This window comes from Deinococcus fonticola (assembly GCF_004634215.1).
GTDB lineage: Bacteria > Deinococcota > Deinococci > Deinococcales > Deinococcaceae > Deinococcus > Deinococcus fonticola.
In genome coordinates, this window is sequence record NZ_SMMH01000007.1 from 79,727 (window position 1) to 105,042 (window position 25,316).

Sequence of the window (25,316 nt, forward strand, 5' to 3'; positions counted from 1 at the left end):
CCGTGATCCTGGCCTTCACAGGGAACCGTTTTCTGGCCGATGAAACCCTGCGCGACACACTGGCGGCGCGGGGCCTGAACCCGCGTGAACTCCCGCGCCTGTCCGGCGAAGATGTCACGTCCGAGCAACTGCGCCCGCACCTCTCGCCGGGCCTCTTCGGAGATGGCGGCGTGATCGTCGACCTGGAGGGCATCAAACCCGACAAGGCGCTGCTGGAACTGCTGGCCGCCGCCGAGGTCACGGTGGCGGTGCTGGACGAATCTCCGCCGGCCACCCGTGTCAAGCAGTATGAAAAAGCCGGACAGATTGTGCCCTCGCCTGCCCCCAGCAAACCCGGCGACGTGACCGGCTGGGTGGTGCAGCGCGCCAGAAAGCAGAAACTGGCGCTGGAACGTGACGCGGCTTCCTACCTGGCCGAAGTGTTCGGCGCTGACCTGGCAGGCATTGCCAGCGAGATGACCAAATTGGCGCTGCTGGACGGCCCTTTCACACGCGAAGCGGTGCAGCGTGTGGTGGGCCGTGAACCGCCCGGCGACAGTTTCGCCATGCTGGGGGCTGCCACCGCCGGACGCGCCGCCGAAGCGGTTATGCAACTGCGCCGCCTGCTGCTGTCCGGCGAAGACCCTTTCAAACTAATGGGGGCCGTCGTGTGGCAGTACAGCCTGGTGGCCCGCACGGTGGCCCTGCTGCAAGAAGAAGGGCGCGTTAACGAGGCGGCGGCGGCGCAGCGCCTGGGCGTCAAACCCTACCCTGCTAAAAAAGCCCTGGAAGTCGCCCGCAAGCTGAATGAGGCGAAAATCCGCGCGCACCTGGGCCGCATTCTGGAAGCCGACCTGGCCATGAAGCGCGGCCTTGACCCGGCGGTGACGCTGGAACGCCTCATCGTGCAACTCAGCGTGTAAACGCTGCAGGCGAAGCTTAGCCTGTAGCCTGTAAAAGCTTCAGCATTGGTCAGTAGCTTGGGTTCTCCACGAGCACAGGCTACGAGTGAGTGTTAGACTCAGTTCAAAAAATTTCACCCAGCCCAAGGAGCCACCATGGAATTCACCCTGTCCGACGAACAACGCCAATTGCAGCAACTTGCCCGTGATTTTGCCCGCAAGGAAATCATGCCCATCGCCGCCGAGTACGACCAGAAAGAAGAACTGCCCTGGCAGATCGTGGAAAAGGCCTTTGAGGTCGGGCTGCTGAACGTCGGCATTCCTGAGCATGCCGGCGGCATCGGCCTGGGCATGCTCGACGAGTGCCTCGTGGGCGAGGAGATCGCCTACGGCTGCATGGGCATCTTCACGGTGCTGATGGCGTCCGAGCTGGGCATCACGCCCATCCTGGTGGGCGGCACCGAGGAGCAGCAGAAACGTTTCCTGGGGCCTCTCACCGAGAAGGCTGGGCTGGCCGCCTTCGCCCTCAGTGAACCGAACAACGGCTCCGACGCCGCCGCGATGGGCACCACTGCCGTGCTGGACGGCGACGAATGGGTCATCAACGGCACCAAGATGTGGATTTCCAACGGCGGGGTGGCCGAGCTGACCGTGGTGTTCGCCACCACTGATAAGCAGGGCGGCCACAAGGCCACCGTCGCCCTGGTCGTGCCCAAGGACGCGCCCGGTTTCTCTTACAACAAGATCAAGCACAAGATGGGCCAGCGGGCCAGCCTGACCTCCGAACTGGTGTTCGAGAATGTCCGCGTGCCTAAAGAAAACCAGCTGGGCGGCCTGGGTGACGGGTTCAAGATCGCCATGAAGACGCTGGACAAGACCCGCGTGCCCGTCGCCGCCGGGTCGGTCGGCATCGCCCGCCGCGCCCTGGACGAAAGCGTGAAGTACAGCAAGGAACGCGAGGCTTTCGGCAAACCCATCAGCAACTTTCAGGCCATTCAGTTCAAGCTGGCGGAAATGGCCATGGGCATCGAAACGGGCCGCCTGATGTGGCAAAAAGCCGCCTGGCTGGTCGATCAGGGCCAGCCGCACGGCTATGAGAGCGCCATCGCCAAAGCTTACTGCTCGGAAATGGCCTTCGACGCCGCCAACGAGGCCATTCAGGTGCACGGCGGGTACGGTTACGTCGGCGAGTACCCGGTGGAAAAACTGCTGCGCGACAGTAAACTCAACCAGATCTACGAAGGCACCAACGAAATTCAGCGCGTGGTCATTGCCCGCAACCTGCTGAAGTAAGGCCTCGCTTCAGCCGCCTGCTTGATGCTCGATGAGAGCTCGCAGGCGGCTGATTCTTTTGGCCCAGCAGGCTGGTAGAGCTCCTGAGGATGAAGTCATTCAGCATGTTCTTCCCTCATTCAGGGAACTGCGCTGAGCAAGAGAACCTCTGGCAGGGGATGGGGGAGGCCGGGCGGCTCAGTTGTCGTCGTACACGACCCAGGGGCCGACATATTGCTTGATGGGCTGGGCATTGCGGTACTCGTCGTTGCTCCAGCTCGAGGTGGACGAGTTACGGGTGTAAATGAAATCCAGAACGTTCCAGCCGGCCTTGAAGTTCAGGTCGTAACGGGTGGTGGAAGCCCCGCATTTCTTCTCGCCGCGCAGGAAAACGTCACGGTCGACCCACACGAAGAATTTGGTGGTGTAGGTGGTGCTGCCGTCACTGTTTTCCCTGGTGTATCCGGCCCGCAGGAAAAAAGATTCGCCGTCGTGGGTGTAGTACACCTCGCTGAGCATCAGCATGGTGGCGTCCTGGGCGGCCAGTTTGCTGTTGTCGCAGCGGCCGTCCTCGCTGCCGGCACTGTCGCGCCAATCCAGGATGGTCGCCCGGCTGAATTTTGCCGTGTTGGCTTTGGTCAGGGTCAGGCTGACGGTCTTGTCAAGGTTGATTCTGCCGACCGGGTAACTGTCTGGGCCTTCCTTCCAGATCAGGGTAGGGGGCGTTATGAACTCCTGGAAGGTGCCGACCTGGCCCTGCGCCGTGAAACTCAGGTCAGGCTGCTGCGCCAGAGCGGGAGCGGCAGTCAGCAGTAGCAGGGTCAGCAGGGGTTTCATACCTCAGTGTAGTGCTGGCGGAACCGCTCTGCCCGCTGATTTGTGGCACGGTAGAGTGGGTTAATGAGTGGCCCCACCCTGTTCGAGCGCATCATCGCCCGCAAGATTCCCAGCGACATCGTGTACGAGGACGCGGATTTTATCGCGATCAAGGATATTGCCCCGAAGGCCCCCATTCACCTGCTGGTCATTCCAAAGAAGGTGACGGCGCGGGTCGACGAGATCGCGGAGCCGCTGGAGATGGGCCAGTTGTGGCTCACCGCAGTGAAAGTGGCGCGGCAGCATGCGCAGGATTACCGCCTGCTGGTGAACTGCGGGCAGGGTGGGGGACAGGTGGTGTTTCACACCCACATTCACGTCCTGGCCGGCTGGGAAAACGGGCCGGATTCCGATACCTGATACGGCCTCCGACTGAACCGTTGACGAATTCCGGGTGTGGAACTCTTGAACAGGGAGCTTTTTGGTAGGGTGACGCTGCTTGGAGACTTCCTGATCCGAGGCATATTCAGGCGGCAGAAGAGGTGAGCCTCTGTGTCAGCCGCCCTAGAATGTCCTTCTATATCGGACGGCATACGGTACGGAATGAGTGGTATTCGAGCGCCAGGCAGTGGAAAATTCAACAAAAGCAATCCGGTCGACGAAACGTAAAATGCTAACCAATCCACTTTGACTGGAATTGGACTAGAGTCGGTAACATCAGCAAGATTCATTTTTTGGGCAATAAGATTGCCCATCCAGCTATAAGTTTGGCAATTTAAATTAGGAAAGAGCTTATGGAACCGCTTCACACTATTTTGCAGCCTGTTTTCGTCGCATTGACAAGCCTTAAGGTCATCTTTACAATTACGCCATCTCTACAACAGCGCCCTAAAAGCGCCTTATTAACCCTGGAGGATTCATGAAGAAAACCGCCCTCAGTCTTTCCATCCTCGCCGCCCTGACGCTCGGCAGCGCCCACGCCGCCACCGTCGTCAAGATCGCCTCCATCAGCCCCCTGTCAGGCAGCAACAGCAACCTCGGCCTGCAAATCAAGAACGGCGCACAACTCGCCGTAAACGAAATGAAGGCCGAATTTGCCAAGGCGGGCATGACCCTCTCGCTGGTCGCCTACGACGACCAGGCCGACCCCGCCACCGGTACCGCCGCCGCCCGCCGCGCCGCCGCCGACAAGGCCGTGCTGGGCGTGGTCGGCACCCTGAACAGCGGCGTCGTGATTCCTGCCAGCGCCGCCGTGGCCCCCAGCAAACTGACCTTCGTCAGCCCCGCCAACACCAACGAGAAAGTCACGGATCGCGGCCTGAAGAACATGAACCGCATCTGCGCCCGTGACGACGCGCAGGGGCCGGCGGGCGGCGACTTCGTGGCCGACAACCTCAAAGCCAAGAAGGTGTACGTCCTGAACGACAAGACCCCCTACGGTCAGGGCCTGGCCGAACAGGCCGAGAAGGCCATGAAGGCCAAGGGCGTCAGCGTCGTGCAATCGGAGGGCGTGGCCGCCGAGGAACGCGACTTCACCGCCATCATCACCAAGATCCAGGCCCTCAAGCCCGACGCCATCTACTTCGGCGGGCTGTACGGCCAGGTCGGCCCCTTCGCCAAGCAACTGCGCGACAAGGGCATCACCACGCCCATCATCGGCGGGGACGGCTTCGACAGTGACGACCTGGTGAAACTGGCCGGATCGGGCGCGAACAACATCTACTTCACCACCGTCGCCCCGCCCGTCGACGCCGTGCCCGCCGCGAAGAACGCCGCCGCCGCCTACCAGAAGACCTTCAACCAGGACATCCAGGGCTTCGGCGTGATGAGCTACGACTCCGCCAAGGTGCTGCTGCAGGGCATCCTGAACGCCTACAAACTCAACAAGAACAAGGTGCCCACCCGCGCCCAGGTGGAAACCGCCGTGCGCAGCGGCACCTTCAAGAACCTGACCACCGGCGAAGTCAAATTCGACAAGAACGGCGACCGCATGACCGCCAAGATGTACGTCATCGCCGTGAAGGACGGGAACCGCAGCACCGCCGGCACCGTCAACGTCATCCGCAAGTAAGCGGGGGGCCTGATCCGGCGCGGGTTGACCCCCGCCCAGGGCAGGCGAAGAGGGCAGGGGGCGGACGGGTGACCGTGCCGCCCCCTCGCCCTGAACGCAGAAAACCCCACTCACGACACGCTGAATCACGGCAAGTCAATTCGGCCCCTGACAGTTAGACAGGACGCGCCCTCCCGGCAGGTGGGGGAATAAGGTTCAGCAGGTGAAGAAACATGGATTTACAAACAATAGGCACCATTTTGCTTCAGGTGGCCGTCGGCGGCCTGAGCCTCGGAGTGCTGTACGCCATCATCGCCCTGGGTTACACCATGGTGTACGGCGTGCTGCAACTCATCAATTTCGCGCACTCGGAAGTTTTCATCGCCGGGGGCATTGTCGGATATTTCGTTTTTGAAGCCCTCAAGGACGCCAGTCTGAACGGTTACCTGAAGCTGATCGTGGCGTGCCTGGCCGCCATGTTCGTTTCCGGGGGCCTGAATGTCCTGATTGAGCGCCTGGCCTACCGCCCGCTGCGCGGCGCACAGCGGCTGGTACCCCTGATCACGGCCATCGGCGTGTCGCTGGTGCTGCAGGACAGCCTGCGCTTTCTGGTGGGGGTGAGGGGTCTGTTCGACCTGAGCGTTAACCTGCCTAAAGGCTTTACCAATTCCATCACGACCTTCCTGGGCGTGAATATCAGCCTGCTGAACCTGCAGGTCAAGGACATCATCCTGATCGGGGTGGCGGGTCTGATGATGCTGGGCCTGAACCTGCTGGTCAACCACACGCGTATGGGGCGCGCCATGCGGGCCGTCGCGCACGACCGCCAGACCTCGGGGCTGATGGGCATCAACAGTGACAGCATCATCAGCCTGACCTTTCTGATCGGGGGTGCCCTGGGTGGTCTGGGCGGCGTGATGTTCGCCATGAAGTACCAGGCCCTCAATGCCTACAGCGGCACGATTCCTGGCATGAAGGCCTTCACAGCCGCCGTGCTGGGCGGCATCGGCAACATTCCCGGCGCGATGCTGGGCGGCCTGGTGCTGGGCTGGGTGGAAACCTTCCTGGGCGTCGTCAGCCTCTTTCAGGGGATTCCCGGCCTGCACTGGCTGGGAGCCATCAAGGCGGAGTACAAGGATCTGGGCGCGTTCCTGGCCCTGATCCTGATTCTGTTCTTCAAACCTGCCGGGCTGCTCGGCAAGGCCACCACGGAGAAGGTGTAAGCCATGACCACTGCACCTGTCCGGCCCAACCCCCTGAAAACCAGACCCGTCGGCGGCGACCGCACCTGGCTGCTGCTGGCCTACACCGCCATTTCCGGCCTGCTGCTGGTGTTCATGCGTGACCTGGTGGCCGACGGCCCCATGAAAATGCTGCAACCCGTGCTGTTCGGCGGTTTCCTGCTGAGCCTGCTGTTCGCCTACCAGTGGAAGGCCGCGCCCTGGGCCAAGATGCTGGTCTTTGCCGCCGCCATCGTGTTCGTGCTGCCGTTCATGGGCCGCTCGAACACCAGTTACTTCGACCTGATGATTCAGATGATGATCTTCTCGGCGCTGGCGCTGGGACTCAATATCGTGGTGGGTCTGGCGGGCCTGCTCGACCTGGGGTACATCGCCTTCTTCGCGGTGGGGGCGTACCTGTGGGGGATTTTCGGCAGTCCGCAGTTCGCGGAAGTGACTGGAAACCCGGCGTTTGCTAACGGCATCAACCCCGCGTACTTCTGGCTGTTTATTCCCCTGGCTGTGGCCGCCGCTGCGGGCGTGGGCGTTCTGATCGGCCTGCCGGTGCTGAAACTCAAGGGCGATTACCTCGCCATCGTGACGCTGGGCCTGGGCGAAGTGATCCGCATTTTCGCCAACAACCTGTCGGTCACCAACGGCCCGCAGGGCATCGACGCCATCGAGAGTGCGCCGGTGCCGTGGCTGAACAGCCTGGCGCACACCCTGGGCTTCGCCGAGGATCAGTACCGCCTGTTCTTCCTTTACATCCTGGTGCTGGGCGTCATCGCCGTGACCATCGTCGTGAACCAGCGCCTGGACCGCAGCAAGATCGGCCGCGCCTGGATCGCCATTCGTGAAGACGAGGTGGCCGCGCAGGCCATGGGCGTGCCGCTGCTGAAAACCAAGCTGCTGGCCTTCGCCACCGGCGCCAGTTTCGCCGGCGCCATGGGCGTGATCTTCGCTGCCAAGCAGGCCTTCATCGACCCCAAGAGCTTCGACTACTTCCAGTCGATCGGCGTGATGAGCATGGTGATCCTGGGCGGCATGGGCAACATCCCCGGCGTGATCCTGGGGGCCATCGTGGTCACCATGCTGAACCTGATGGTGCTGCCCACCCTCAGTGAAGTGCTGCAATCGAGCTTCCCGAACATCAACCAGAACCTCGATCCCAGCAAGTACCAGCGCCTGATTTTCGGGCTGGTGCTGGTGTTCATGATGCTCTACCGCCCCGAGGGCCTGCTGCCCAGCGAGCGCCGCAAGCACGAGATGCACAGCGACGACGAGCATCCTGCCGTGGACAGCATCACCACCGAGAACCTGAATCACGGCGGTGAACTGGGCGGCCACCTGCGGGACGGCAGCGGCGCAGAGACGCGCTCGCCGGGGCTGGCGACGCGCCGGGACAACGAACGAACGGGAAGTGAGAAATGAGCATCCTCGACGTGCAGGGATTGACTAAAACTTTCGGCGGGTTGACCGCCGTGAACGACGTGACTTTCCAGGTGCCCGAACGCGGGATCATCAGCGTGATCGGGCCGAACGGGGCGGGCAAGACCACCTTCTTCAACCTGATTACCGGCATCTACACCCCAGACAAGGGCACCATCAACCTGGCCGGCAAGAGTCTGGTGGGCCTGCGCCCGGATCAGGTGGTGGATGCCGGCATCAGCCGCACCTTCCAGAACATTCGGCTGTTTCCCAGCATGACCGCCGAGGAAAACATCATGCTGGGGCGCGGTGTGCGGCTGAAAAGCAGCTATTGGGACGCGATCTTGCGCAGCGGCAAGTTCCGCCACGACGAGCAGGAAGCGCTGGACACCGCCCGCCTGATGCTGGACTTCGTGGGCCTGAGCAAGTGGCGTAACGAGCTGTCCACTAGCCTGCCCTACGGCGACCAGCGCAAACTGGAAATTGCCCGCGCGCTGGCCACCACGCCCAAGCTGATCCTGCTGGACGAGCCCGCCGCCGGCATGAACCCCCGCGAAACGGAAGACCTCAAGGCCCTGATTCGCGCCATCCGCGACGAGCTGGGCGTTACAGTCGTCCTGATCGAGCACGACATGCGTCTGGTCATGACCCTCAGTGAAAACATCACCGTGCTGAACTACGGCAGCAAACTGGCCGAGGGCTTGCCGCACGAAGTCCGCAACAACCCCGAGGTCATGGAAGCGTACCTGGGACGCGGCGCCGCCGCCGGCGACCACGGCAAGGAGGCCCGCCTGTGACTGCCAGCACCTCGACCCCCATGCTCGAACTGAGCGACATTCACACCTACTACGGCCAGATTCACGCCCTCAAGGGCCTGAGCATGACCGTGAACCAGGGCGAGATCGTGGCCCTGATCGGCGGCAACGGTGCGGGCAAAACCACCACCCTGCGCACCATTTCCGGCATGATGAAGCCCAAGCAGGGCAGCGTCAGCTACCTGGGGCAAAACGTCAGCGGCGTGCCTTCGCACACCATCATGGGGCGCGGCATGAGCCACGTTCCCGAAGGCCGCCGGATTTTCCCGCAGCTGACCGTCCGCGAGAACCTGGAAGTCGGCGCCTACACCGTCAGTAACAAGAAAACGGTCGAGGAGCGCATTCAGGAAGGCTTCGCGCTGTTCCCGCGACTCAAGGAACGCGAGACCCAGCTCGGCGGCACCATGTCAGGCGGGGAGCAGCAGATGCTGGCCATCGCGCGCGCCCTGATGGTGGCCCCCAAACTGCTGCTGCTCGACGAGCCCAGCATGGGCCTCTCGCCCCTCTTCGTGGAAGCCATCTTCGACATCATCGAGCGCCTCAACAAGGAGCGCGGCACCACCATCCTGCTGGTCGAGCAGAACGCCAGCATGGCCCTGGCCATCGCCAACCGCGCCTACGTCCTCCAGACCGGTGAGATCAAACTGTCCGGCAACGCCGCTGACATCGCCGCCGACGAGACCGTGCGCAAGGCGTACCTGGGCGACGAGTAAACGTCAACGGCCGATAGTCGATGGAAAAAGAAAAGGGCCGGGGCTGAGTGCTCCGGCCTTTTGCGTTGCTGAGGGTTATTCCTCCTCATCGTCGTCATCCCCGATGACCGTGATCTCCACGTTCTCCTCGGTGACGGTGTACTCACCCTCAGCCGCGATGTAATCCGCCGCCATCTTCAGCGTCTCCTGCACCCAGCCGTAATCGTTCGAGAGGGTCGCCACGCCGATCACCTCCCAGTCGTGCGCATCCAGGCCGTCCAGCCGGGCCACCGTCAGGGGAAAACGCGACTTCAGGCGCTCCACCACCGGGCGCACCATCGCCCGTTTCTCCTTCAGGTTCCCCACCCACGGCATTTCCAGGCGCACTGTCAGCACGCCCACGTAACCCAGTGACACGGCTTACAGCATTCCGGCCAGGAAGCCCTGCCCGCGCACCGTCCGCACCAGGTCCATGATCGTGTGCGACGACGGATCGTAATGAACCTCGATCTGGCCCTCATCGGGCATGGCCCGGCTGACGCCCGGCATGCCCTCCAGGGCCGCCGCCACGCGCACCCCGGCCTCCTTATTCATTCCACGAACACCCAACAGCACACGAGTCGGCTTAGCAGTCATACCCCCATTATGCGCCGGGCACTCTGACAGTTTTCGTAAGTTTTTCACCCGGAGCCGACAGCGCCCGCGTGCCCAGGTGAACCACCGCGTACCGCCCCAGCACGTGCGCTTCCTCCTCCTGCACCGCCTCCGCCAGGGCCGCACTCACGGGCACATGAACCTCGTACACCGCCGTGTCGTAAGCACTTTTCACCGCCGCGTGCAGCAGGCCGCGCACCACCGCCTCGTCCGTGCCAGGCCGCACCGCCACGGTTCTGATCAGCACAATCGGCCTGTCCCCCTGCCACACACTCTGAGCCAGAATGAACCCCTGAACGCCCGTGCCGTCGTCCGCCACGAAAGAATGCTCACTGCGCTCGTAAAACTTCAGGGCAGCAGCACTCGTACTTAAACGGCCCTCGCGCTCGCGTTCCGGCAAGGCATCGAAATGCGGTTCCAGGTGGCGTTGCACCAGTAAATCCAGCTCCTGCAAGGCAGCGTAATCCGGCTCGCCGAAAAAACGGAATTCCATGGGGGTTAGTGTAAAGGGAGGTGGGGTGAGGGAGTGCGGGGGTGCGAAACTTCCGGAGCCGCGTAGCGGTGGCCAGTGGATTACAGGAAGAGTTGCATGAACTGGACGTCGAGCCAGCGGTCGAATTTGCGTCCGACTTCGCGCAGCCGCACGCCCTGGTCAAACCCCAGGGCCTCGTGAAACGCAATGCTCCCCGCGTTGTCAGCGTCGACTCCGCCGATCAGGACGTGCAGGCCGCGCTGCCGGGCATCCTCGATCAGGGGCAGCATGAGCCGGCGGCCCACGCCCTGGCCGCGCACGCCGTCCCTGACATACACGCTGTGCTCAGCAGTCAGGTCGTAGCCGGCTTTGGCCCGAAAGGGGCCATATGTAGCCCAGCCGAGCACTTCCTCCGCCTTTTCGGCGACCCACACCGGCCAGCCGGACTGGGTTTTCTCGTCGAACCAGGCCAGGCGCGAGGCGAGGCTGACCGGCTCCAGGTCGTAGGTGGCGGTGGTGTGAATGACCGCGTGATTGTAGATGTCCAGAATGGCGGGGACATCCTCGCGGGTGGCGGGGCGGACGGTCACGGTGGGGGCGGTCATAAGTCAGGATAGGGGTTCCGCCGTGTCGGTCTGAGGTTCATCCAGACGGGTACCGGCCAGCACCACGCGGTTGCGCCCGGCGTGCTTGGCCTGGTACAGCGCCTCATCGGCGGCCTTGACCAGGGCCGGGCCGGAGGTCGCGGTGTCGCCCCAGGTCGAGACGCCCAGGGACGCGGTGATGCGGCCCAGCGAGATGCCCGCGTGCGCCAGCGACCAGCCCTCGATGGCGGCCCTGACCTGCTCGGCCAGGGCCAGGGCCTCGTCGCCTGTGAAGCCGGGCAGCAGCAGGCAGAATTCCTCGCCGCCGGGCCGCGCGGCCAGGGCGCCCGCCGGGGTAAGTTTGCGCAGCGTCTGCCCCATCTGCACCAGCACGGCGTCGCCGGCGTCATGGCCGAAGGTGTCGTTGAGGCGCTTGAAATGATCGATGTCCAGCGCCACCAGCGAGAGCGGCGAAGCTGTGCTGACCGACAGACTCACCTGCCTGTCCAGTTCTTCTTCCAGGTGACGGCGGTTTGCCAGGCCGGTCAGGGGGTCGCGGCGCGACTGATCGCGCAACCTGTCCTGAAGTTGCAGGGCCGAGAGGGCCAGCCCCAGCTGGCGCGTCAGGGGCACCAGCAGGTGCCTCAGCTCGGTTTTATCGGCAAAAAGAAGTGGAGGCTCTGCACTCGCGCCCTGGAAGCGCAGCACGCCCAGCGTTTCCCCGTGCACGAACAGGGGGAAACACATGTACTCGCGGTTGCCCGGAAGGCCGCTCGACAGGCACGGCGGTGCGAAACGGCCCTCGTCCGGGAAGCGCGCCTCACCGCGCCTCAGCGCCCAGCATTCATCCGGCGAGGATGCCCGCGCCGCCCCTTCCGGCAACCCCCACGCTACCAATGGCGTCAGCAGATTGCGCGAGGCATTGAACATCAGCAGCGTGCCCTGTGTGTCCGGCAGCAGCGCAGGCAGGGCGCGGCCCAGCACCTCCGCCCCCTCGTTCAGGGAACGCGCCGCCTGAAGCCAGTCACTCAGTTCACTCAGCGAGCGCATCTGGGTATTGCGCTGCTCCAGGTCGACCTGCCGCGACTGCGCCAGCGCCTGAGACTCCTGCAACTCGGCACTCATGGTATTGAAGGCCGCCCCGATCTGCTGGAACTCCTGCACGCCGCTGGGGGCCACCCGCACGTCCGGCTCCCCGGCACTGAGCCGCTGCGCGGCGAGCGCCAGCGCCTGAAACGCCCGAGTCAGCCGGGAGGCCAGCACCACGGTGGCCGCCACGCTGCCCGCCAGCAGCAGCAGCCCGGCCGCCAGCAGCGCCCGCCGCAAATGCTGAAGCTGCCGGGCCGCCCTGGTTTCATCGGCCCTGAGGTGCTGCACCTCGCTCCGGTTGAGCACCTGGATCTGGGCGCGCACCTGATCGATCAGGCGCTTGCCGGTGCCACGCTGCACCAGGCGGCGTGCCTCGGCCTCCTGTCCAGCCCGGCGCGCGGTAATCTCCGGGTCGGCCACCTCGATTTGCCAGCGCTTCAGCAGCGCTTCCAGGCGCAGCACTTCCGTGCGGGTGGTCGGCCGGTTCGGCTCCTTGAGCCGCTCGAAGCGCTGCGGCAGGGACGCCTGCGCGGCCCGGTACGGTTCCAAAAAGGCCTCGTCGCCCACAATCACGTAGCCCCGCACGCTGGTTTCCATATCCACCACCGCCTGCAAGACGCCGGCCAGTTCTTCGGTCCGCATACGGGTCTGCGTCGCCTGCCGGGTGGCGGTCACCCGCCCCTCCAGCGCGCTGTTGAGCAGCAGCGCCGAACCCAGCAGCAAAAGCCAGAATGGCAGCTGCCACAGCAAGATCAGCTGGCGCACCTTCATGCCCCCATTCTAGGGAGGCTTCATCACAAAGCTGGCACTCAGAGCAGTTCTCCGAATGACGCGCTCTGCGGAAGGGCACCCCAGCGCTCCATTCTCTCCTGCGGAGCTGTGCCAGTCCGCTCGGACAAAAAGCACTTCGTTCTTTTGTCAAATGCTCTAGGAACGCACCTGCCCGTCCCCCTGCACCACCCACTTACTGGTCGTCAGTTCACGCAGACCCATGGGGCCGCGAGCATGCAGTTTCTGGGTACTGATCGCCACCTCCGCCCCCAGGCCCAGCTGTCCGCCGTCGTTGAAGCGTGGGCTGGCGTTCACCATCACGGCGGCGCTGTCCACGTCCTGCATGAATCTGGCGGCCTGCGCGTCGTCCCGCGTGAGGATCACGTCGGTGTGCCCGCCGTGTTCGGCGATGAAGTCCAGCGCCTCCTCCAGCCCCTCCACGACTTTCAGGCTGGCGGTCAATGCCAGGAATTCCGTGCCGTAATCGGCGTCAGCGGCGGGTTGTGCGTCCAGGCCGGCCTGGGCCAGCTGCGCCAGGCTTTCCGGGTCGGCCTTCAGGGTCACGCCCGCCTGCAAGAGGGGCCGCACCACCTCGGGCAGTTTCGGCAACGCGGCCCGGCCCACCAGCAGCGTGTCCAGGGCATTGCAGGCGCTGGGCTTCTGGGTTTTGGCGTTGAGCACGATGTCCGCCGCTTTCTGCACATCTGGCCCTTCCTGCACGAACGACCCGTCGAGGTAGAGGTGAACCACCCCGATGCCGCCCACGATGACCGGCACTGTGGCGTTCTCCACGCAGAAGCGGTGCAGGCCCGCCCCGCCGCGCGGAATGATGGCGTCCACCAGGTCGTCCAGCCGCAGCAGCTCCAGCATGCGCTCGCGCGCCGGGTCGCGGATCACCTGCACTGCCCCTGCCGGCAGGTTCTGGGCGTGCAGGGCCGCGTGAATGGCCTCTTCCAGCGCCGCGTTGCTGTGCACCGTCTCCTTGCCGCCGCGCAGAATGACCGCGTTGCCGCTCATTAAAGCCAGCGTGGCGGTGTCCACCGTTACGTTCGGGCGGCTCTCGTAAATGACGCCCAGCACCCCCAGCGGCACGCGCACCTGCCGCACCGTGATGCCGCTGGGCAGCGTCCGCGCCGCACTGCTTTCCCCCACCGGATCCGGCAGGCGCGACACCGCTTCCACATCCGAGGCGATGCCTTCCAGCGCCCGCGCGTCCAGGCGCAACCTGTCCACCATGTGCCCCGGCAGGCCCGCCGCCAGCGCCGCCTGCACGTCCCGCGCATTTGCCGCCAGAATCACGTCCTCTCGCAAGCGCAACTGTGCCGCGATGGCGCGCAGGGCCTCGGCCTTCTGCACTGTAGGCAGGGAACGCAGCGTCCGGGCCGCCTGCTTGGCCCGCACCGCCAGGTCGCGGATGGAGGAACTGGAGGAAACGGCCGTGGTCATCCCCGCAGTGTAGGGGATGTGGCGGGAAGACCCGAGGGTTGTCGAGACCCGTGGTCAGCTCCGGGATAGGCGGGGCGTTTCTGCGACCTGAAGGTGCTGAAAGTGCCGCGCAGGGGCAGCTCGGCGGTGGCTTACAACCGCACCAGGTCGTCGCGGTGCACCGCTTCGGGGCCATGGGTGAAGCCCAGGACGGCTTCGATGTCGCGCGAGTGGCGTCCGGCGATCAGGGCCAGGTCGCTGCTGGGGTAGCGCGTGAGGCCCCGGGCCACTTCCTGGCCGCCCGGCCCCAGCAGGCGCACGGTGTGGCCGCGCTCGAAGGGGCCGTTCACGCGGTGAATACCGGCGGGCAGCAGGCTTCCCCCGCGTTCGCGCACGGCGCGGGCGGCCCCCTCGTCCAGTTCGACGCTGCCGGGCGCAATTTCGGCCAGAATCCAGCGTTTGCGGGCTTCCAGGCGCGTGCCGTTTTCCAGAAAGCGCGTGCCCAGCGCCTCGCCGGCCACCAGGCGGCGCAGCGCCTCGGGCGCGTCCCCCGGCGCAACGACCACGGGCGTGCCGGCCCGCGTGGCGATCTCTGCCGCCTGGATTTTGGTGTGCATTCCGCCGGTGCCCCGGTGACTGCCCGCCCCGCCCGCCAGCGCCCACACGTCCGGCGTGACGCGCTCGACCACCGGAATCAGGGTCGCTTCCGGGTGGGTGCGCGGGTCGGCGGTGTACAGGCCCGGCGCGTCCGTCAGGATGACCAGCAGGTCAGCTTCCGCCAGGTTCGCCACGAAGGCCGAGAGGGTGTCGTTGTCCCCCACCCGGATTTCGCTGGTGGCGACCGCATCGTTCTCGTTGATGATCGGCAGCACGCCGCGCCGCAGGCAGCTGTCCAGGGTGGTGCGGGCGTTCAGGTAACGCGTGCGGTGGCGGAAATCGGCCGCCGTCAGCAGGATCTGCGCCACGTCCAGGCCGTACAGTTCGGCCACCAGCGCATACAGGTGCATCAGGCGGCTCTGGCCGACCGCCGACAGCAGCTGCTTTTCGGCCAGCGTCCGGTCACGCGGCGGGAAACCCAGCGCCTCCCAGCCCGCCAGCACCGCGCCGCTGGTGACCAGCACCACCTCGTGCCCGGCCGCGCGCACGGCGGAAATGTCACGCATGAGCTCCACCAGGCGCGGGCGGTGCAGGCGATCCGACCCGGCCGTCAGGACACTCGTTCCCAGTTTCAACACCACGCGCATACGCCCAGCATAGCCGCCAGAGCACTTTTTCATGGGTGCCCGTGTAAACGACCCCCAGCTACACGCTTCCGCCCGCACCTACGGTAAAAGCATGACCGACCATCAGAAAGACCTGCTGGCGCAGTTCTCTGAATTCCGTTCTGCGGAGGACACCACTTCTCCCCTTCGGGGCTGTGCCAGTCCGTCCTGCTCGTTTAAATTCACTCGCGCCGCTCGGACAAAAAACAAAACGTCTTTTTGTCAAATGCTCTGGAACTGGGGAAGCAAAAACGCGCCAGCGGCATGGGCCAGGGGTACGTCGACCGGGCCTTCGCGGGCGACTCCGACGCTTTCGGTGCGGACTTTCAGCGCTTCATGACCGAGTACGCCTGAGGAGCCGTGTGGGACGGAGCAATCTTTTACCGACTCCGATTGAATCCCCTAACTTAGGGGATTCAATCCGACTGGAAGGAGAAAAGACGGGTTCCGACGATGTGGGAATCGGGCGGAATCCGTCTTACCGACCGCGAACGCCACACGGTTCCCCTGGGTATGCTGGCCGCGCTGGGCCGCGGAAAGGAGCTGGGAGGCCACGTCCGAGCCACCGCCAATAGGGGCGTCAGCGAACGTGACCTGAGCGACGTGCTGCAATGGGTCGCCATTTACGCGGGTGTGCCGGCTGCCCTGGGCGCCTTCAACACTGCCAGGCGCGTGTATACGGAGAAACCTGAAGGCTGACCGCTATGCTGTACCGCATGAGGGTTTCCCATTGAGCATCCGAATCCTGGGCGGCAGCGCCAAAGGCCGCGAACTGAAAGTGCCGGAGAGTGCCCGACCCAGCGGCGTACGCCTCCGCAAGGGCCTTTTTGACCTGCTGGCTTCCCGCGCCCCCGCCGACGAATTCCCCACCTTCCTCGACCTGCACGGCGGCAGCGGCGCCATCGGCCTGGAGGCCGCCAGCCGGGGATACGCCGTGACCTTCATAGAAAAGGACAACCGCGCTTTCAAGGCGCTGGAAACCAACGCCCGGCAACTGGAACTCCGGGTCAAGGTGCTGCGCGGGGACGCCGGTCAGTTGCTTCCGCGCCTGGGACGTTTCGACCTGATCTTCAGCGACCCCCCCTACGAAGCGGACATTCCCGCCCTGACCCGGCGCCTGCTGGACAGCGACCACCTGACCGAGGGTGGCCTGCTGATCTGCCAGCACCCGGATCGCCTGAGCCTGCCTGAGCACCCCGCTTATACCCTGGACGTGCGTGAATACGGCAGCAACACCCTCAGCATCTACGAAAAAGGTACTGTGAAAGAGGAATGACCATCACCGCCGTTTTTCCGGGTTCGTTCGACCCCATCACCAGCGGACACATGGACGTCCTGACGCGGGCCAGCCGCATGTTCGACCAGGTCACCATGACCGTCATGCACAACGCCCGCAAACAGGGCAAGAACCTCTTTACCCTGGAGGAACGCCTGCACATCCTGCGGGCCGCCACCGCCCACCTGCCCAACGTCAGCGTGGACAGTTTCAGTGGCCTGCTGGTCGATTACGTGGCGCAACTGAACGCCCCGCCGTACAAGGCCGTGATTATTCGTGGCCTGCGGGCCGTCAGTGACTTCGAGTACGAACTGCAGATCGCGCACCTCAACCGCCAGATCGGCGAGGCCGAGACCGTGTTCATCATGGCCGCCACCCGCTGGAGTTTCGTGAGCAGCAGCATGGTCAAGGAGATCGCCAGTTACGGCGGCGACATCAGCGAAATGGTGCCGCGCGTCAGCGCCGACGCCCTCAAGACTAAATTTGCCGAAGCGTACGCCGAACGCGCCGTGAACCAGGGATAGTCGTTCTGGTGGGATTCAGAAGCGCCCAGTCGGTCAAAGACAAATAACGCGGCCCCAACCACGTCGAGCATGAACCCCACCACTGGCGGGGGATTTCTCACCGCGCTCCAGACTGTGCAGCAGCGCCCTGTTTCACTGCTTTTGCGCCGCCTGAGCCTGCGCTTGTGCCCGACCCATATAAAATCCGCGCTTGATGCACTCGGCCAGCCTCGGAATGTTATCTCTGTTCAAGTGCGCCCAGCCTGGTCAGCAACTCGGGCGGGATTTCCTTAACAATCGTGCCTTCAGCGAAGGTGTACTCTTTTGCGGCGATCTCCGCCCAGTTCAGCCCGGTCATGCCCTCGGCAGGCCGCCATGAACCGCGCCCGAAGATTGAACCGGCACCAGTGATGCGTCCCTGTTCCTCATGAAGTGGTCAGGCGACGTGGTACGCTCCCACCAAACTTTAGCCACGGAGTTCTCCTTACTTATGTCCAAAACCCTCGTTATCGTCGAATCGCCTGCCAAAGCCCGCACCATCGAGAAGTACCTCGGAAAGGGGTACACGGTGGAGTCCAGCATTGGGCATATCCGCGATTTGCCGAAAAGTGCCGCCGACATCCCCGAGAAGTACAAGGGGAAAGCCTGGGCACGCCTGGGGCTGGACGTGGAGAACGACTTCCAGCCTCTCTACGTGGTCGCTCCCGAGAAACGGCAGCATGTGGCGAAACTGAAGAAGATGGCGCAGGACGCCGACGAGATCATCCTGGCGACCGACGATGACCGCGAGGGCGAAAGCATCGCCTGGCACCTGTACCAGGAGTTGAAGCCGAAGGTTCCGGTGAAGCGCATGGTGTTCCACGAGATCACGAAGGACGCCATTCAGCAGGCCATTGCCAACCCGCGCCAGATCAACAAGGATCTGGTGGAAGCGCAGGAGGCCCGCCGGGCGCTGGACAGGCTGTACGGGTACGAGGTCAGCCCCGTGCTGTGGAAGAAAGTGGCCCCGAAACTGAGTGCGGGGCGCGTGCAGAGTGTGGCGACCCGTATGCTGGTCGAACGCGAACGCGAGCGCATGAAGTTCGTTTCCGCGACCTGGTGGGACTTGCTGGTGAGCGCCATGACGCAGGATGGGCATTTCTTCCCCGCCCGCCTCACCGATGTGAACGGTCAGAAACTCGCAGCGGGGAAGGACTTCGATCCGCTGACCGGGAAACTCAAGGAAGGCGCGAATGCCCGCCTGCTGAACGAAACGGAAGCCAGGGGGCTGGCCGACGGGTTGAAGGGTCAGCCCCTGAGCGTGGTTTCTGCCGAGGAGAAACCGTTCACGCAGCGGCCGTACCCACCTTTTATTACGTCCACCCTGCAGCAGGAAGGCAGCCGCAAGCTGGGCTTTGCCGCCACGCGCACCATGCGGGCCGCCCAGCGCCTGTACGAGGGCGGGTACATCACCTACATGCGCACCGACAGCACCAACCTGAGCAGCGAGGCCGTGACCGCCGCCCGCCAGCAGGTCACGCAGATGTACGGCGCGAACTTCCTGTCGCCGCAGCCCCGCGTGTACACCAAGAAAGCCAAGAACGCCCAGGAAGCCCACGAAGCTATTCGCCCGGCGGGCAGCACCTTCCGCACGCCGGATCAGTTGAAGAATGAACTGAGCGGTGATGAGCTGCGCCTGTACGACCTGATCTGGAAACGCACCGTCGCCAGCCAGATGGCCGACGCCAGAGGCCGCAGCCTGCGTGTGCGCCTCGGCGGCAAAGCGCAGCGTTTAAATGGAGGGGGCGGGGAGGACGTGGCCCTGAGTGCCTCGGGCCGCACCATCGACTTTCCCGGCTTCCTGCGCGCCTACGTGGAAGGCAGTGACGACCCCGCCGCCGCCCTCGAAGACCGCGAAACGCCCCTTCCCCCCCTGAAGCAGGGTGAGCGCGTGACCGCCGACAGCGTGAAACCCGAGGGGCACGAAACCCAGCCGCCCGCCCGCTACACCGAAGCCAGCCTGGTGCAGGCCCTGGAAGCCGCCGGCATCGGGCGACCCAGCACCTACGCCAGCATCATCGGCACCATTCAGGATCGGGGGTACGCCACCAAGAAGGGCCAGGCGTTAACCCCCACCTGGACGGCTTTTGCCACCTCAGCCCTGCTGGAGCACCATTTCGGTCGGCTGGTCGACTACGACTTCACCGCCAAAATGGAAGAAGACCTGGATGACATCGCCGGGGGCCGCGAACACCGCGTGCCGTACCTGAGGCGCTTCTACCTGGGTGAGCCGTCCCAGAGTGGGGACGTTCAGGGCATGGCTCTGAAACCCACCATCGAGCGGCAGATGGGCGAAATTGACGCCCGGGGCATCGCCACCATTCGCGTGCCCCGCTTGGAGGGCAGCGGCATCGAGGTGCGCGTGGGGCGGTATGGCCCGTACATGGAGCGCGGCGAAACGAAGGCGAACCTGCCGGAAGACCTCGCGCCGGACGAATTGACCGCCGAGAAAGCCGAGGAACTTCTCTCCCGCCCCAGCGGAGACCGCGAGATCGGCACCGATCCCGAAACCGGGCACCCGGTGCTGGCCCGCGCTGGCCGCTACGGCCCTTACGTCACGCTGGGCGCCGAGAATCCGCCGCTCAAGACCGCCAGCCTGTTCCCGAGCGACAACCTCAACGACATCACGCTGGACCGTGCCCTGCAACTCCTGAGCCTGCCGCGCCTGGTGGGCACCAGTGCCGGCGAGGAAATCTGGGCCATGAACGGCAAGTACGGCCCCTACATCAAACGCGGCACCGACAGCCGCAGCCTCGCCACCCACGAGCAGATCTTTACGGTGGGGTTGCAGGAAGCCGAAGCCCTGTTCCTGTTGCCGCGTTTCCGTGCCCGCAGCGCCCCCGCCGGGCCTCTGAAATCATTTGAGTACGAAGGCCGCGCCGCCATTCAACTGAAGGACGGACGCTTCGGCCCGTATCTCACCGACGGCGAGAAGAACGCCACCCTGCGCAAAGGGGAAACGCCCGACAACCTGAGCGCCGAGCGCGCCCTGGAGATTCTGGAGGAACGCGGCAAGGAACCCCAGAAGAAAGCCGGAAAAACAACCGGAACGCGCAAGACCGCTGCAAAAACCACCAGCAAAACAGCAACGAGATCAGCCGCGAAGAAAGCCCCAGCCAAGAAAACAGCAGTTAAAAAACCTGCCGCGAAAGCCAAAGCACCCGCAAAAACGCCCCTCACCTGGACCGAACTGAAACCCCACCTGAGCGTCCTGACCGATCAGGAACGCCGCCTCGTTACCGCCACCCGCGAACAGGGCCGCAAAGTCGAGGACGTGGCCCCCGAAATCGGCCTGGATGTGAAAAAAGCCAAGGGAATGGCGTTACAGGCCAGCAAGAAACTGAATCAAGCGGCACGGGGAGAGTAGGTCTCCGCATCTATGCACATCTTTGCCTTGCGTGACGAGCTTTCTGAACCCGAGAACACCGAGGGTTTGATCCATCTTGGATGCATCAGCTTGCAAGAGCATATGGCGGCGCGAGGTCTGTGGATTGAGGCTGAGGCACAGCATTTGCTCATTCATCCTTTTGAGGACACAAGGTTGAACCTAAAACAAGTGAACGAACTCCGCACGCTTGCCATCGGCAATTTTGCCAATAGAGAACTGGTAGCGATTCTCGACAATGCTATTCAGCAGAACGCTGGAATAATCAGTTTTGTAGATTGATTTCAAGGATTTTCTGAAGATGCCTCGCCTTCCTCGCCCCATTCCGCCTGCGCCTCTGCATTTTGTTCGGTTGGCGGCGGGTTCGCCTGGGGTGTGGGTGGCCTTACCTGGGGATGGGCCGGGGGGTGGCTTGCGCGTCATTCAGTTGGTGGGGCCGTTGAGTATGAATGCGCCAGGCTGGCTGCTGTGCCTGAAAGGCGAGGCGGTGGTTGACCTGCCCGACGGGGATTTCGTGCGCCTGCGGGCGGGTGAGGGGTATCAACTGGCGTCCATGTGGGATGTGCTGCCGACTCGTGACGGCACGACCCTCTTGCTGATGGGCTGACGTGGCGACGTAGGAATAGCGCCGGGCTGGCCTTCATTGCTACCGAGGTGCGGTTTCTGTTGTGCGATACCCGCAGTCCGGGGCAATTCCTGATGAAAGTGGGATTGGATGCGAGGGGCTACCTGCCGGCCGAAAGCGCCACGCTGCAAGCGAACTTGTTGTTCGAGGGAGGTGCGCTGAGTGAGCTGACTGCTGTGCCTTGAACTGGTGCGACTCAGTGTTCCGGTGTCCCTTGATGCCTCCTCGTCTGGCGGCGTGGTCTGGGCCGTGGATCTGGCTGGCGGCGGGGGAGATGATCAGCCATTCGGCGGCCGTACTGCTCTGGTTACGGACGCTGTGTGGGGTGCTGGCCGGCACGATCAGGGTGTCGCCGCTGCTCAGTTCGCTGGTGTCCTCGCCTACGGTGACGCTGACCGTTCCGCTGAGCACCACCATGATTTCTTCGTGCGTGTAGGTGTGCGTGGGGTTGGCGTGGTCGGGGGCCATGCGCTGCCGGATGACGCTGGTCTGTGTTGCGCCGCTGCCCTGCGTGGCGAGGGGCGTGACGGTGGCGTTGGCGGTGGTGTGCGTGGTCTGGTGGTGTGGGCGAGGGATGTTCATGATGTCCTCCTGGCGCAATGGTAAACTGGCTTGACCAATTTAGTCAAGGAGGTTGACTATTTGAGCAAGGTTTCAGACGAGCAACTGCAACACGGCCGGCAGCACCACATCGGGCGGCAGCTTCAGCAGGCGTACCGTGACTTCAACACCCGCTCCCTGCACAAACTCCGCGCGCGGGGACACGCGCAGCTCAGCGCCGCGCACCTGAACATCATTCCCTTCCTTGACCTTGACGGTACGCGCATCAATACCCTGGCCGAACGGGCGGGCATGACGAAGCAGGCCGCCAGTCAGCTCGTGACCGAACTGGAGAAAAGCGGGTACGTGACCCGCCAACCTGACCCCAGCGACGGACGCGCGGCGCTGCTCACCTTCACTGCCAAAGGACAGGCCTTATTGCAAGACGCCCATGCCCTGAAACGCGAAATTGCCGACGAATACCGCGCCAAACTCGGCGAAGACCGCTGGCACGCCCTGCAAGACGCCCTGAGTGGCCTGCTTCTGCCGGAAACGTAAACTGGCCCCATGCCGCTTGGCGACCCGCCCAACTACAGCACCCCGAAAACGCTGGGGCTGGCGCTGTCCAGCCTGGCGGGGGCGATGGCGCACTTTCTGCTGGGCGCCCTGGAATTCAGCCGGGTGGGGCCATTCGTGGGGTTGTGGCAGATGTTCCTGGCGGGCTTCCTGCTGGTGTTCGGGGTGCTGACCAGCATCCGTTACCTGGAAGCGCTGGACACCATGCGCGACCCGCACCCGCGCACGCGCCTGTACGGTACGCCGCACGAGTGGCACACCTACCGCGTCGGCGTGAGCCTGCACTCACTGGGCGCACTGCTGTGCCTGTACTGGCTGGTGCACAGTGAACTGGTGCTTCTATACGCCCTGACCCTGCTGCTGAATGGGGTGGGGGTCTTCCTGGCTTTCCGCAGCCGCCCGACCGCCCAGGAGTGAAGGTGTCTGTCAGGGGTCACTGTATCCGTAAACGCGGTGCGCCCGGCAGGTCAGGCGTGCCCGCGCCGTCCGCGTTTCTCGGCCTCGATGGCGCGCTGCAACTCCTGAATCTGCTTCAGCAGCCCCAGTTGCTCGGCGGGGGCGGCGCTCACCACCTGTTTTTTCAGGAAATCCACTTCCGAGCGCATGGAATCGATAGACAGCGTGACCTGAATGTCGTCCACGGCGGCGGCGGCGTAGGCGGTGACCTTTTGCTCATACTGCTGGGCGTGCGCCTTGCTGATGGTGCCCGAATCGCGGCCCTCGAACATCAGGCGAATCAGCAGTTGCTCCTCGGGCTGACCGCGGAACACGTCCAGAATCTCCTCGGGACTGCGGGCACCCTGCGCAGCCAGCATCACCTTGCGCACCGCCTCGTTGCGCCAGGGCATGCTGCCGTCCAGTTTCGCCAGCAGGCTGGGGTCGACCAGCAGTTGCCGCAGCAGCGCCAGCTCACGGTCTTCCTCTTGGCGAGAATTGGACATGGCGATCATGTGCGTGTCCGATAGGGCTTTGCGCTTGGCCTTGCTATCAATCCATTCCCGCAGCCTGTCTTCAGAGATATCCAGACCGTGAGCAACGATGCGCCGTAGATTCGTGGCTGGAGCATTCGTAAAATCAAGCGACTCGTTAATCATCATTCTGGGCAAAAGCTCCATCAAGATCGCCCTTTTTCCTTCTGGGGTATTGATATTAAACTTTGCAGTCGAGTTTTGATAGCGGACGGTAACTTCATCCAGGCCGTCTTCGAGCGCTTTTTCTATTGCCTGAGTGCCCTGTTCAAGCAAGGCATCCGCAGCGTCTTTTCCACCTGAAATCCTATGTGCGGATACTTCAAAGCGAGTTCCAATCACCTGATCCAAACCTGTTAAAGTTGCCTTTCGACCAGCGTCATCGCTGTCAAACATCAAACGGATTTTCGTAACCCCCAGGCGTTCCAGCAGGGTGGCATGCTCGGCGGTCAGGGCGGTGCCCAGCGAGGCGACCGCGCCCGTGAAGCCATGCTGGTGCATGGTGATGACGTCCATATAGCCTTCGACCACCACCAGTTCGGCGTCTTCTTTCAGGCGGGTGCGGGCCTTGTCCAGCCCGTACAGCAGTTCGCCTTTCTTAAAGGCCTCGGTTTCGGGGGTATTCAGGTACTTGGGCTTGCTGTCGTCCAGCACGCGCCCGCCGAAGCCCACCAGGCGGCCCAGGTGGTCGCGGATGGGAAACATCACGCGGCCCCGGAAACGGTCGTATACCCGCCCATTCTCGGGGTTTTCGATCAGCAGGCCCGCTTCCAGCAGTTGCCGCTCCGCGACGCTCCGGGTGCGGGCCAGTTTCAGCAGGCCGTCCCAGCCGTCGGGCGCGTAGCCCAGCTCGAAGGCCGCGATGGTCTCGTCGCTCAGGCCCCGGCGCTTCAGGTACTCCAGCGCTGGCCCCTGCAGGTGCTCGCGGAAGTAGGCGAGCGCAAAAGCGTTGACGTCATACAGGTCACGGCTGGATTTCTCGCCGTACTTCGCTTCGACCTGCACGCCGGCCTTCTCGGCCAGTTTGCGCAGCGCGTCCCCGAAACTGAGGTTTTCGGTGCGCTGCACGAAACTGAACACGTCCCCGCCCGCCTTGCAGCCGAAGCAGTAGAAGTACCCCTGCTCGGTGTCTACCTGGAAGCTGGGGCTTTTCTCCTTGTGAAAGGGGCACAGGCCCTTCAAGCGGCCCTTGCCGGCGGGGGTGAGCTGCACATACTCGCCGATCACGTCCGCGATGTTCAGACGTGACCGAACGTCCTCTTTGGTTCCCAAGTGCAACTCACCTCCCTCGCCCCAGCTTGAGACGGACTGCGTCCAGGGGAAGTACCCAGTTTAAGCCTTCTGCGCGCAACTCGCTAGACCACGCAAAGTTCGGCCCAGAGGGCGAAATTTTATGAGAACGCGCGGCAAGCGGGCTGGGTCGGCCCTTCTTGCGCCTCTATCCTTTGGGTGATGCTGGTGTCAGAGGCGGACTGTTATCCTGCCCCCATGAACGTGACCCGTCATTTCAGTGACACGCGCACGGCACAGGGGCGCGTACGTTTTCTCCTCCAGTCCGGCGCGGTGCATCTGCTGGCGGAAGGGCCAGGCTGGCAGCACGCCAGCACCCACGCCGGTCTGCAGGACGCGGCCACTTTCCTGGCGGTGATTCCCCAGGTGCCCCAGGCCCTCTACGAGGCCGCCCTGGGCGAACTGGAACGCCGCCTGAACCTGGAACTTCAGGACGCCGCCTGAGCCTTTGAAGCGTGCCCGGGCAAGGCGCTTTCTTAAAGGTCGTCTTTTCATGAGTAAGGGCGGAGTGTGACAAACCGGGTGGTGTTGCCCCCAACCCTGCCGGCAGCGCACTTCTTGACTTTCCCCGTTCACTCCCCCCACGCTGCGGGTCGGTGTAAGCGCCTTGCAAGGCCGATCCCGGTATAAATAAAGGCAATGCTGCTCGCCTTCCCCTCTTCCACCTCCGTCGATGCGGCAGG

Annotated in this window: 28 protein-coding genes; 18 read left to right on the forward strand and 10 right to left on the reverse strand. The window is 63.7% G+C overall.

The annotated features are described in order from the left end of the window. The first annotated feature begins 2 nt into the window (after positions 1-2). The gene (holA, locus tag E5Z01_RS06110; RefSeq protein ID WP_135228556.1) at positions 3-902 is read left to right on the forward strand and encodes a DNA polymerase III subunit delta; all 900 of its coding nucleotides are present in this window, start codon (positions 3-5) and stop codon (positions 900-902) included. Positions 903-1,037: 135 nt separating this feature from the next. Continuing rightward, entirely contained in the window at positions 1,038-2,174 is a 1,137-nt protein-coding gene (locus E5Z01_RS06115) for an acyl-CoA dehydrogenase family protein (RefSeq protein WP_135228557.1), read from the forward strand. 177 nt (positions 2,175-2,351) lie between these two features. On the opposite strand, the gene E5Z01_RS06120 is transcribed toward E5Z01_RS06115, so the two are convergent. Continuing rightward, positions 2,352-2,990 carry a hypothetical protein gene (locus E5Z01_RS06120; RefSeq protein WP_135228558.1) on the reverse strand — a complete coding sequence of 213 codons (639 nt, stop codon included), beginning with the start codon at positions 2,988-2,990 and terminating at the stop codon, positions 2,352-2,354. Positions 2,991-3,053: 63 nt separating this feature from the next. On the opposite strand from E5Z01_RS06120, the gene E5Z01_RS06125 reads away from it, so the two are divergent. The 6 genes from E5Z01_RS06125 (at position 3,054) to E5Z01_RS06150 (ending at position 9,195) form a co-directional block, all read left to right on the forward strand. After that, positions 3,054-3,389 (forward strand): histidine triad nucleotide-binding protein, encoded by a 336-nt coding sequence (locus E5Z01_RS06125; RefSeq protein WP_135228559.1) that lies wholly within the window; start codon positions 3,054-3,056, stop codon positions 3,387-3,389. A gap of 499 nt (positions 3,390-3,888) precedes the next feature. After that, the gene (locus E5Z01_RS06130; RefSeq protein WP_135228560.1) at positions 3,889-5,040 is read left to right on the forward strand and encodes a branched-chain amino acid ABC transporter substrate-binding protein; all 1,152 of its coding nucleotides are present in this window, start codon (positions 3,889-3,891) and stop codon (positions 5,038-5,040) included. A gap of 212 nt (positions 5,041-5,252) precedes the next feature. Further along, entirely contained in the window at positions 5,253-6,242 is a 990-nt protein-coding gene (locus tag E5Z01_RS06135; RefSeq protein ID WP_135228561.1) for a branched-chain amino acid ABC transporter permease, read from the forward strand. Between the two features lie 3 nt (positions 6,243-6,245). Continuing rightward, positions 6,246-7,670 carry an ABC transporter permease subunit gene (locus tag E5Z01_RS06140; RefSeq protein ID WP_135228562.1) on the forward strand — a complete coding sequence of 475 codons (1,425 nt, stop codon included), beginning with the start codon at positions 6,246-6,248 and terminating at the stop codon, positions 7,668-7,670. After that, positions 7,667-8,464 (forward strand): ABC transporter ATP-binding protein, encoded by a 798-nt coding sequence (locus E5Z01_RS06145; protein ID WP_135228563.1) that lies wholly within the window; start codon positions 7,667-7,669, stop codon positions 8,462-8,464. The genes E5Z01_RS06140 and E5Z01_RS06145 overlap by 4 nt, the downstream gene beginning before the upstream one ends. Positions 8,465-8,484: 20 nt before the next feature. Beyond that, a complete protein-coding gene (locus E5Z01_RS06150; RefSeq protein ID WP_135228595.1) occupies positions 8,485-9,195 on the forward strand; it encodes an ABC transporter ATP-binding protein in 711 nt (236 codons plus the stop codon). A 75-nt stretch (positions 9,196-9,270) separates the two neighbouring features. Here E5Z01_RS06150 and E5Z01_RS06155 read toward each other — a convergent pair whose 3' ends face one another. The 7 genes from E5Z01_RS06155 to proB all read right to left on the reverse strand — a co-directional run bounded on the left by E5Z01_RS06155 (position 9,271) and on the right by proB (position 15,413). Further along, the gene (locus E5Z01_RS06155; protein WP_135228564.1) at positions 9,271-9,591 is read right to left on the reverse strand and encodes a DUF503 domain-containing protein; all 321 of its coding nucleotides are present in this window, start codon (positions 9,589-9,591) and stop codon (positions 9,271-9,273) included. Positions 9,592-9,594: 3 nt separating this feature from the next. Beyond that, a complete protein-coding gene (locus E5Z01_RS06160; RefSeq protein ID WP_135228565.1) occupies positions 9,595-9,810 on the reverse strand; it encodes a heavy-metal-associated domain-containing protein in 216 nt (71 codons plus the stop codon). 7 nt (positions 9,811-9,817) lie between these two features. After that, complete coding sequence (locus E5Z01_RS06165; RefSeq protein WP_135228566.1) at positions 9,818-10,321, reverse strand: DUF1999 domain-containing protein; 504 nt, start codon at positions 10,319-10,321, stop codon at positions 9,818-9,820. 80 nt (positions 10,322-10,401) lie between these two features. Further along, on the reverse strand, positions 10,402-10,905 hold the full coding sequence (locus E5Z01_RS06170; protein WP_135228567.1) for a GNAT family N-acetyltransferase: 504 nt from the start codon (positions 10,903-10,905) through the stop codon (positions 10,402-10,404). Positions 10,906-10,908: 3 nt separating this feature from the next. Then, positions 10,909-12,744, reverse strand: a complete 1,836-nt coding sequence (locus tag E5Z01_RS06175) for a diguanylate cyclase (protein WP_135228568.1) — start codon at positions 12,742-12,744, stop codon at positions 10,909-10,911. Positions 12,745-12,900: 156 nt separating this feature from the next. Continuing rightward, positions 12,901-14,190, reverse strand: a complete 1,290-nt coding sequence (locus E5Z01_RS06180) for a glutamate-5-semialdehyde dehydrogenase (RefSeq protein WP_135228569.1) — start codon at positions 14,188-14,190, stop codon at positions 12,901-12,903. Between the two features lie 131 nt (positions 14,191-14,321). Further along, positions 14,322-15,413 (reverse strand): glutamate 5-kinase, encoded by a 1,092-nt coding sequence (gene proB / locus E5Z01_RS06185; RefSeq protein ID WP_135228570.1) that lies wholly within the window; start codon positions 15,411-15,413, stop codon positions 14,322-14,324. 237 nt (positions 15,414-15,650) lie between these two features. Between proB and E5Z01_RS20195 the strand changes: the two genes are divergently transcribed. The 7 genes from E5Z01_RS20195 (at position 15,651) to E5Z01_RS19915 (ending at position 21,241) form a co-directional block, all read left to right on the forward strand. Further along, positions 15,651-15,785, forward strand: coding sequence for a hypothetical protein (locus tag E5Z01_RS20195; protein ID WP_276321241.1), 135 nt, complete (start codon positions 15,651-15,653; stop codon positions 15,783-15,785). 99 nt (positions 15,786-15,884) lie between these two features. Beyond that, positions 15,885-16,130, forward strand: coding sequence for a carboxymuconolactone decarboxylase family protein (locus E5Z01_RS19910; protein WP_240738207.1), 246 nt, complete (start codon positions 15,885-15,887; stop codon positions 16,128-16,130). A 31-nt stretch (positions 16,131-16,161) separates the two neighbouring features. Then, positions 16,162-16,707, forward strand: a complete 546-nt coding sequence (locus E5Z01_RS06195) for an RsmD family RNA methyltransferase (RefSeq protein WP_135228571.1) — start codon at positions 16,162-16,164, stop codon at positions 16,705-16,707. 2 nt (positions 16,708-16,709) lie between these two features. Then, positions 16,710-17,231, forward strand: coding sequence for a pantetheine-phosphate adenylyltransferase (gene coaD / locus E5Z01_RS06200; protein ID WP_119766617.1), 522 nt, complete (start codon positions 16,710-16,712; stop codon positions 17,229-17,231). Positions 17,232-17,700: 469 nt separating this feature from the next. Beyond that, positions 17,701-20,616, forward strand: coding sequence for a type I DNA topoisomerase (gene topA / locus E5Z01_RS06205; protein ID WP_167757794.1), 2,916 nt, complete (start codon positions 17,701-17,703; stop codon positions 20,614-20,616). Positions 20,617-20,628: 12 nt separating this feature from the next. Further along, positions 20,629-20,916, forward strand: coding sequence for a hypothetical protein (locus tag E5Z01_RS06210; protein WP_135228573.1), 288 nt, complete (start codon positions 20,629-20,631; stop codon positions 20,914-20,916). Between the two features lie 163 nt (positions 20,917-21,079). Further along, complete coding sequence (locus E5Z01_RS19915; RefSeq protein WP_240738208.1) at positions 21,080-21,241, forward strand: hypothetical protein; 162 nt, start codon at positions 21,080-21,082, stop codon at positions 21,239-21,241. Between the two features lie 39 nt (positions 21,242-21,280). Here the strand turns inward: E5Z01_RS19915 and E5Z01_RS06220 are convergent, their stop codons facing one another. Then, complete coding sequence (locus E5Z01_RS06220) at positions 21,281-21,841, reverse strand: cupin domain-containing protein (RefSeq protein WP_135228575.1); 561 nt, start codon at positions 21,839-21,841, stop codon at positions 21,281-21,283. 60 nt (positions 21,842-21,901) lie between these two features. Between E5Z01_RS06220 and E5Z01_RS06225 the strand changes: the two genes are divergently transcribed. After that, positions 21,902-22,357 carry a MarR family winged helix-turn-helix transcriptional regulator gene (locus E5Z01_RS06225; RefSeq protein ID WP_135228576.1) on the forward strand — a complete coding sequence of 152 codons (456 nt, stop codon included), beginning with the start codon at positions 21,902-21,904 and terminating at the stop codon, positions 22,355-22,357. 9 nt (positions 22,358-22,366) lie between these two features. Continuing rightward, positions 22,367-22,792 (forward strand): hypothetical protein, encoded by a 426-nt coding sequence (locus E5Z01_RS06230; protein WP_135228577.1) that lies wholly within the window; start codon positions 22,367-22,369, stop codon positions 22,790-22,792. A 50-nt stretch (positions 22,793-22,842) separates the two neighbouring features. Here E5Z01_RS06230 and dnaG read toward each other — a convergent pair whose 3' ends face one another. Beyond that, entirely contained in the window at positions 22,843-24,615 is a 1,773-nt protein-coding gene (gene dnaG, locus E5Z01_RS06235) for a DNA primase (protein WP_135228578.1), read from the reverse strand. A 216-nt stretch (positions 24,616-24,831) separates the two neighbouring features. On the opposite strand from dnaG, the gene E5Z01_RS06240 reads away from it, so the two are divergent. Beyond that, positions 24,832-25,077 (forward strand): hypothetical protein, encoded by a 246-nt coding sequence (locus E5Z01_RS06240; RefSeq protein ID WP_135228579.1) that lies wholly within the window; start codon positions 24,832-24,834, stop codon positions 25,075-25,077. Positions 25,078-25,316 lie beyond the last annotated feature (239 nt).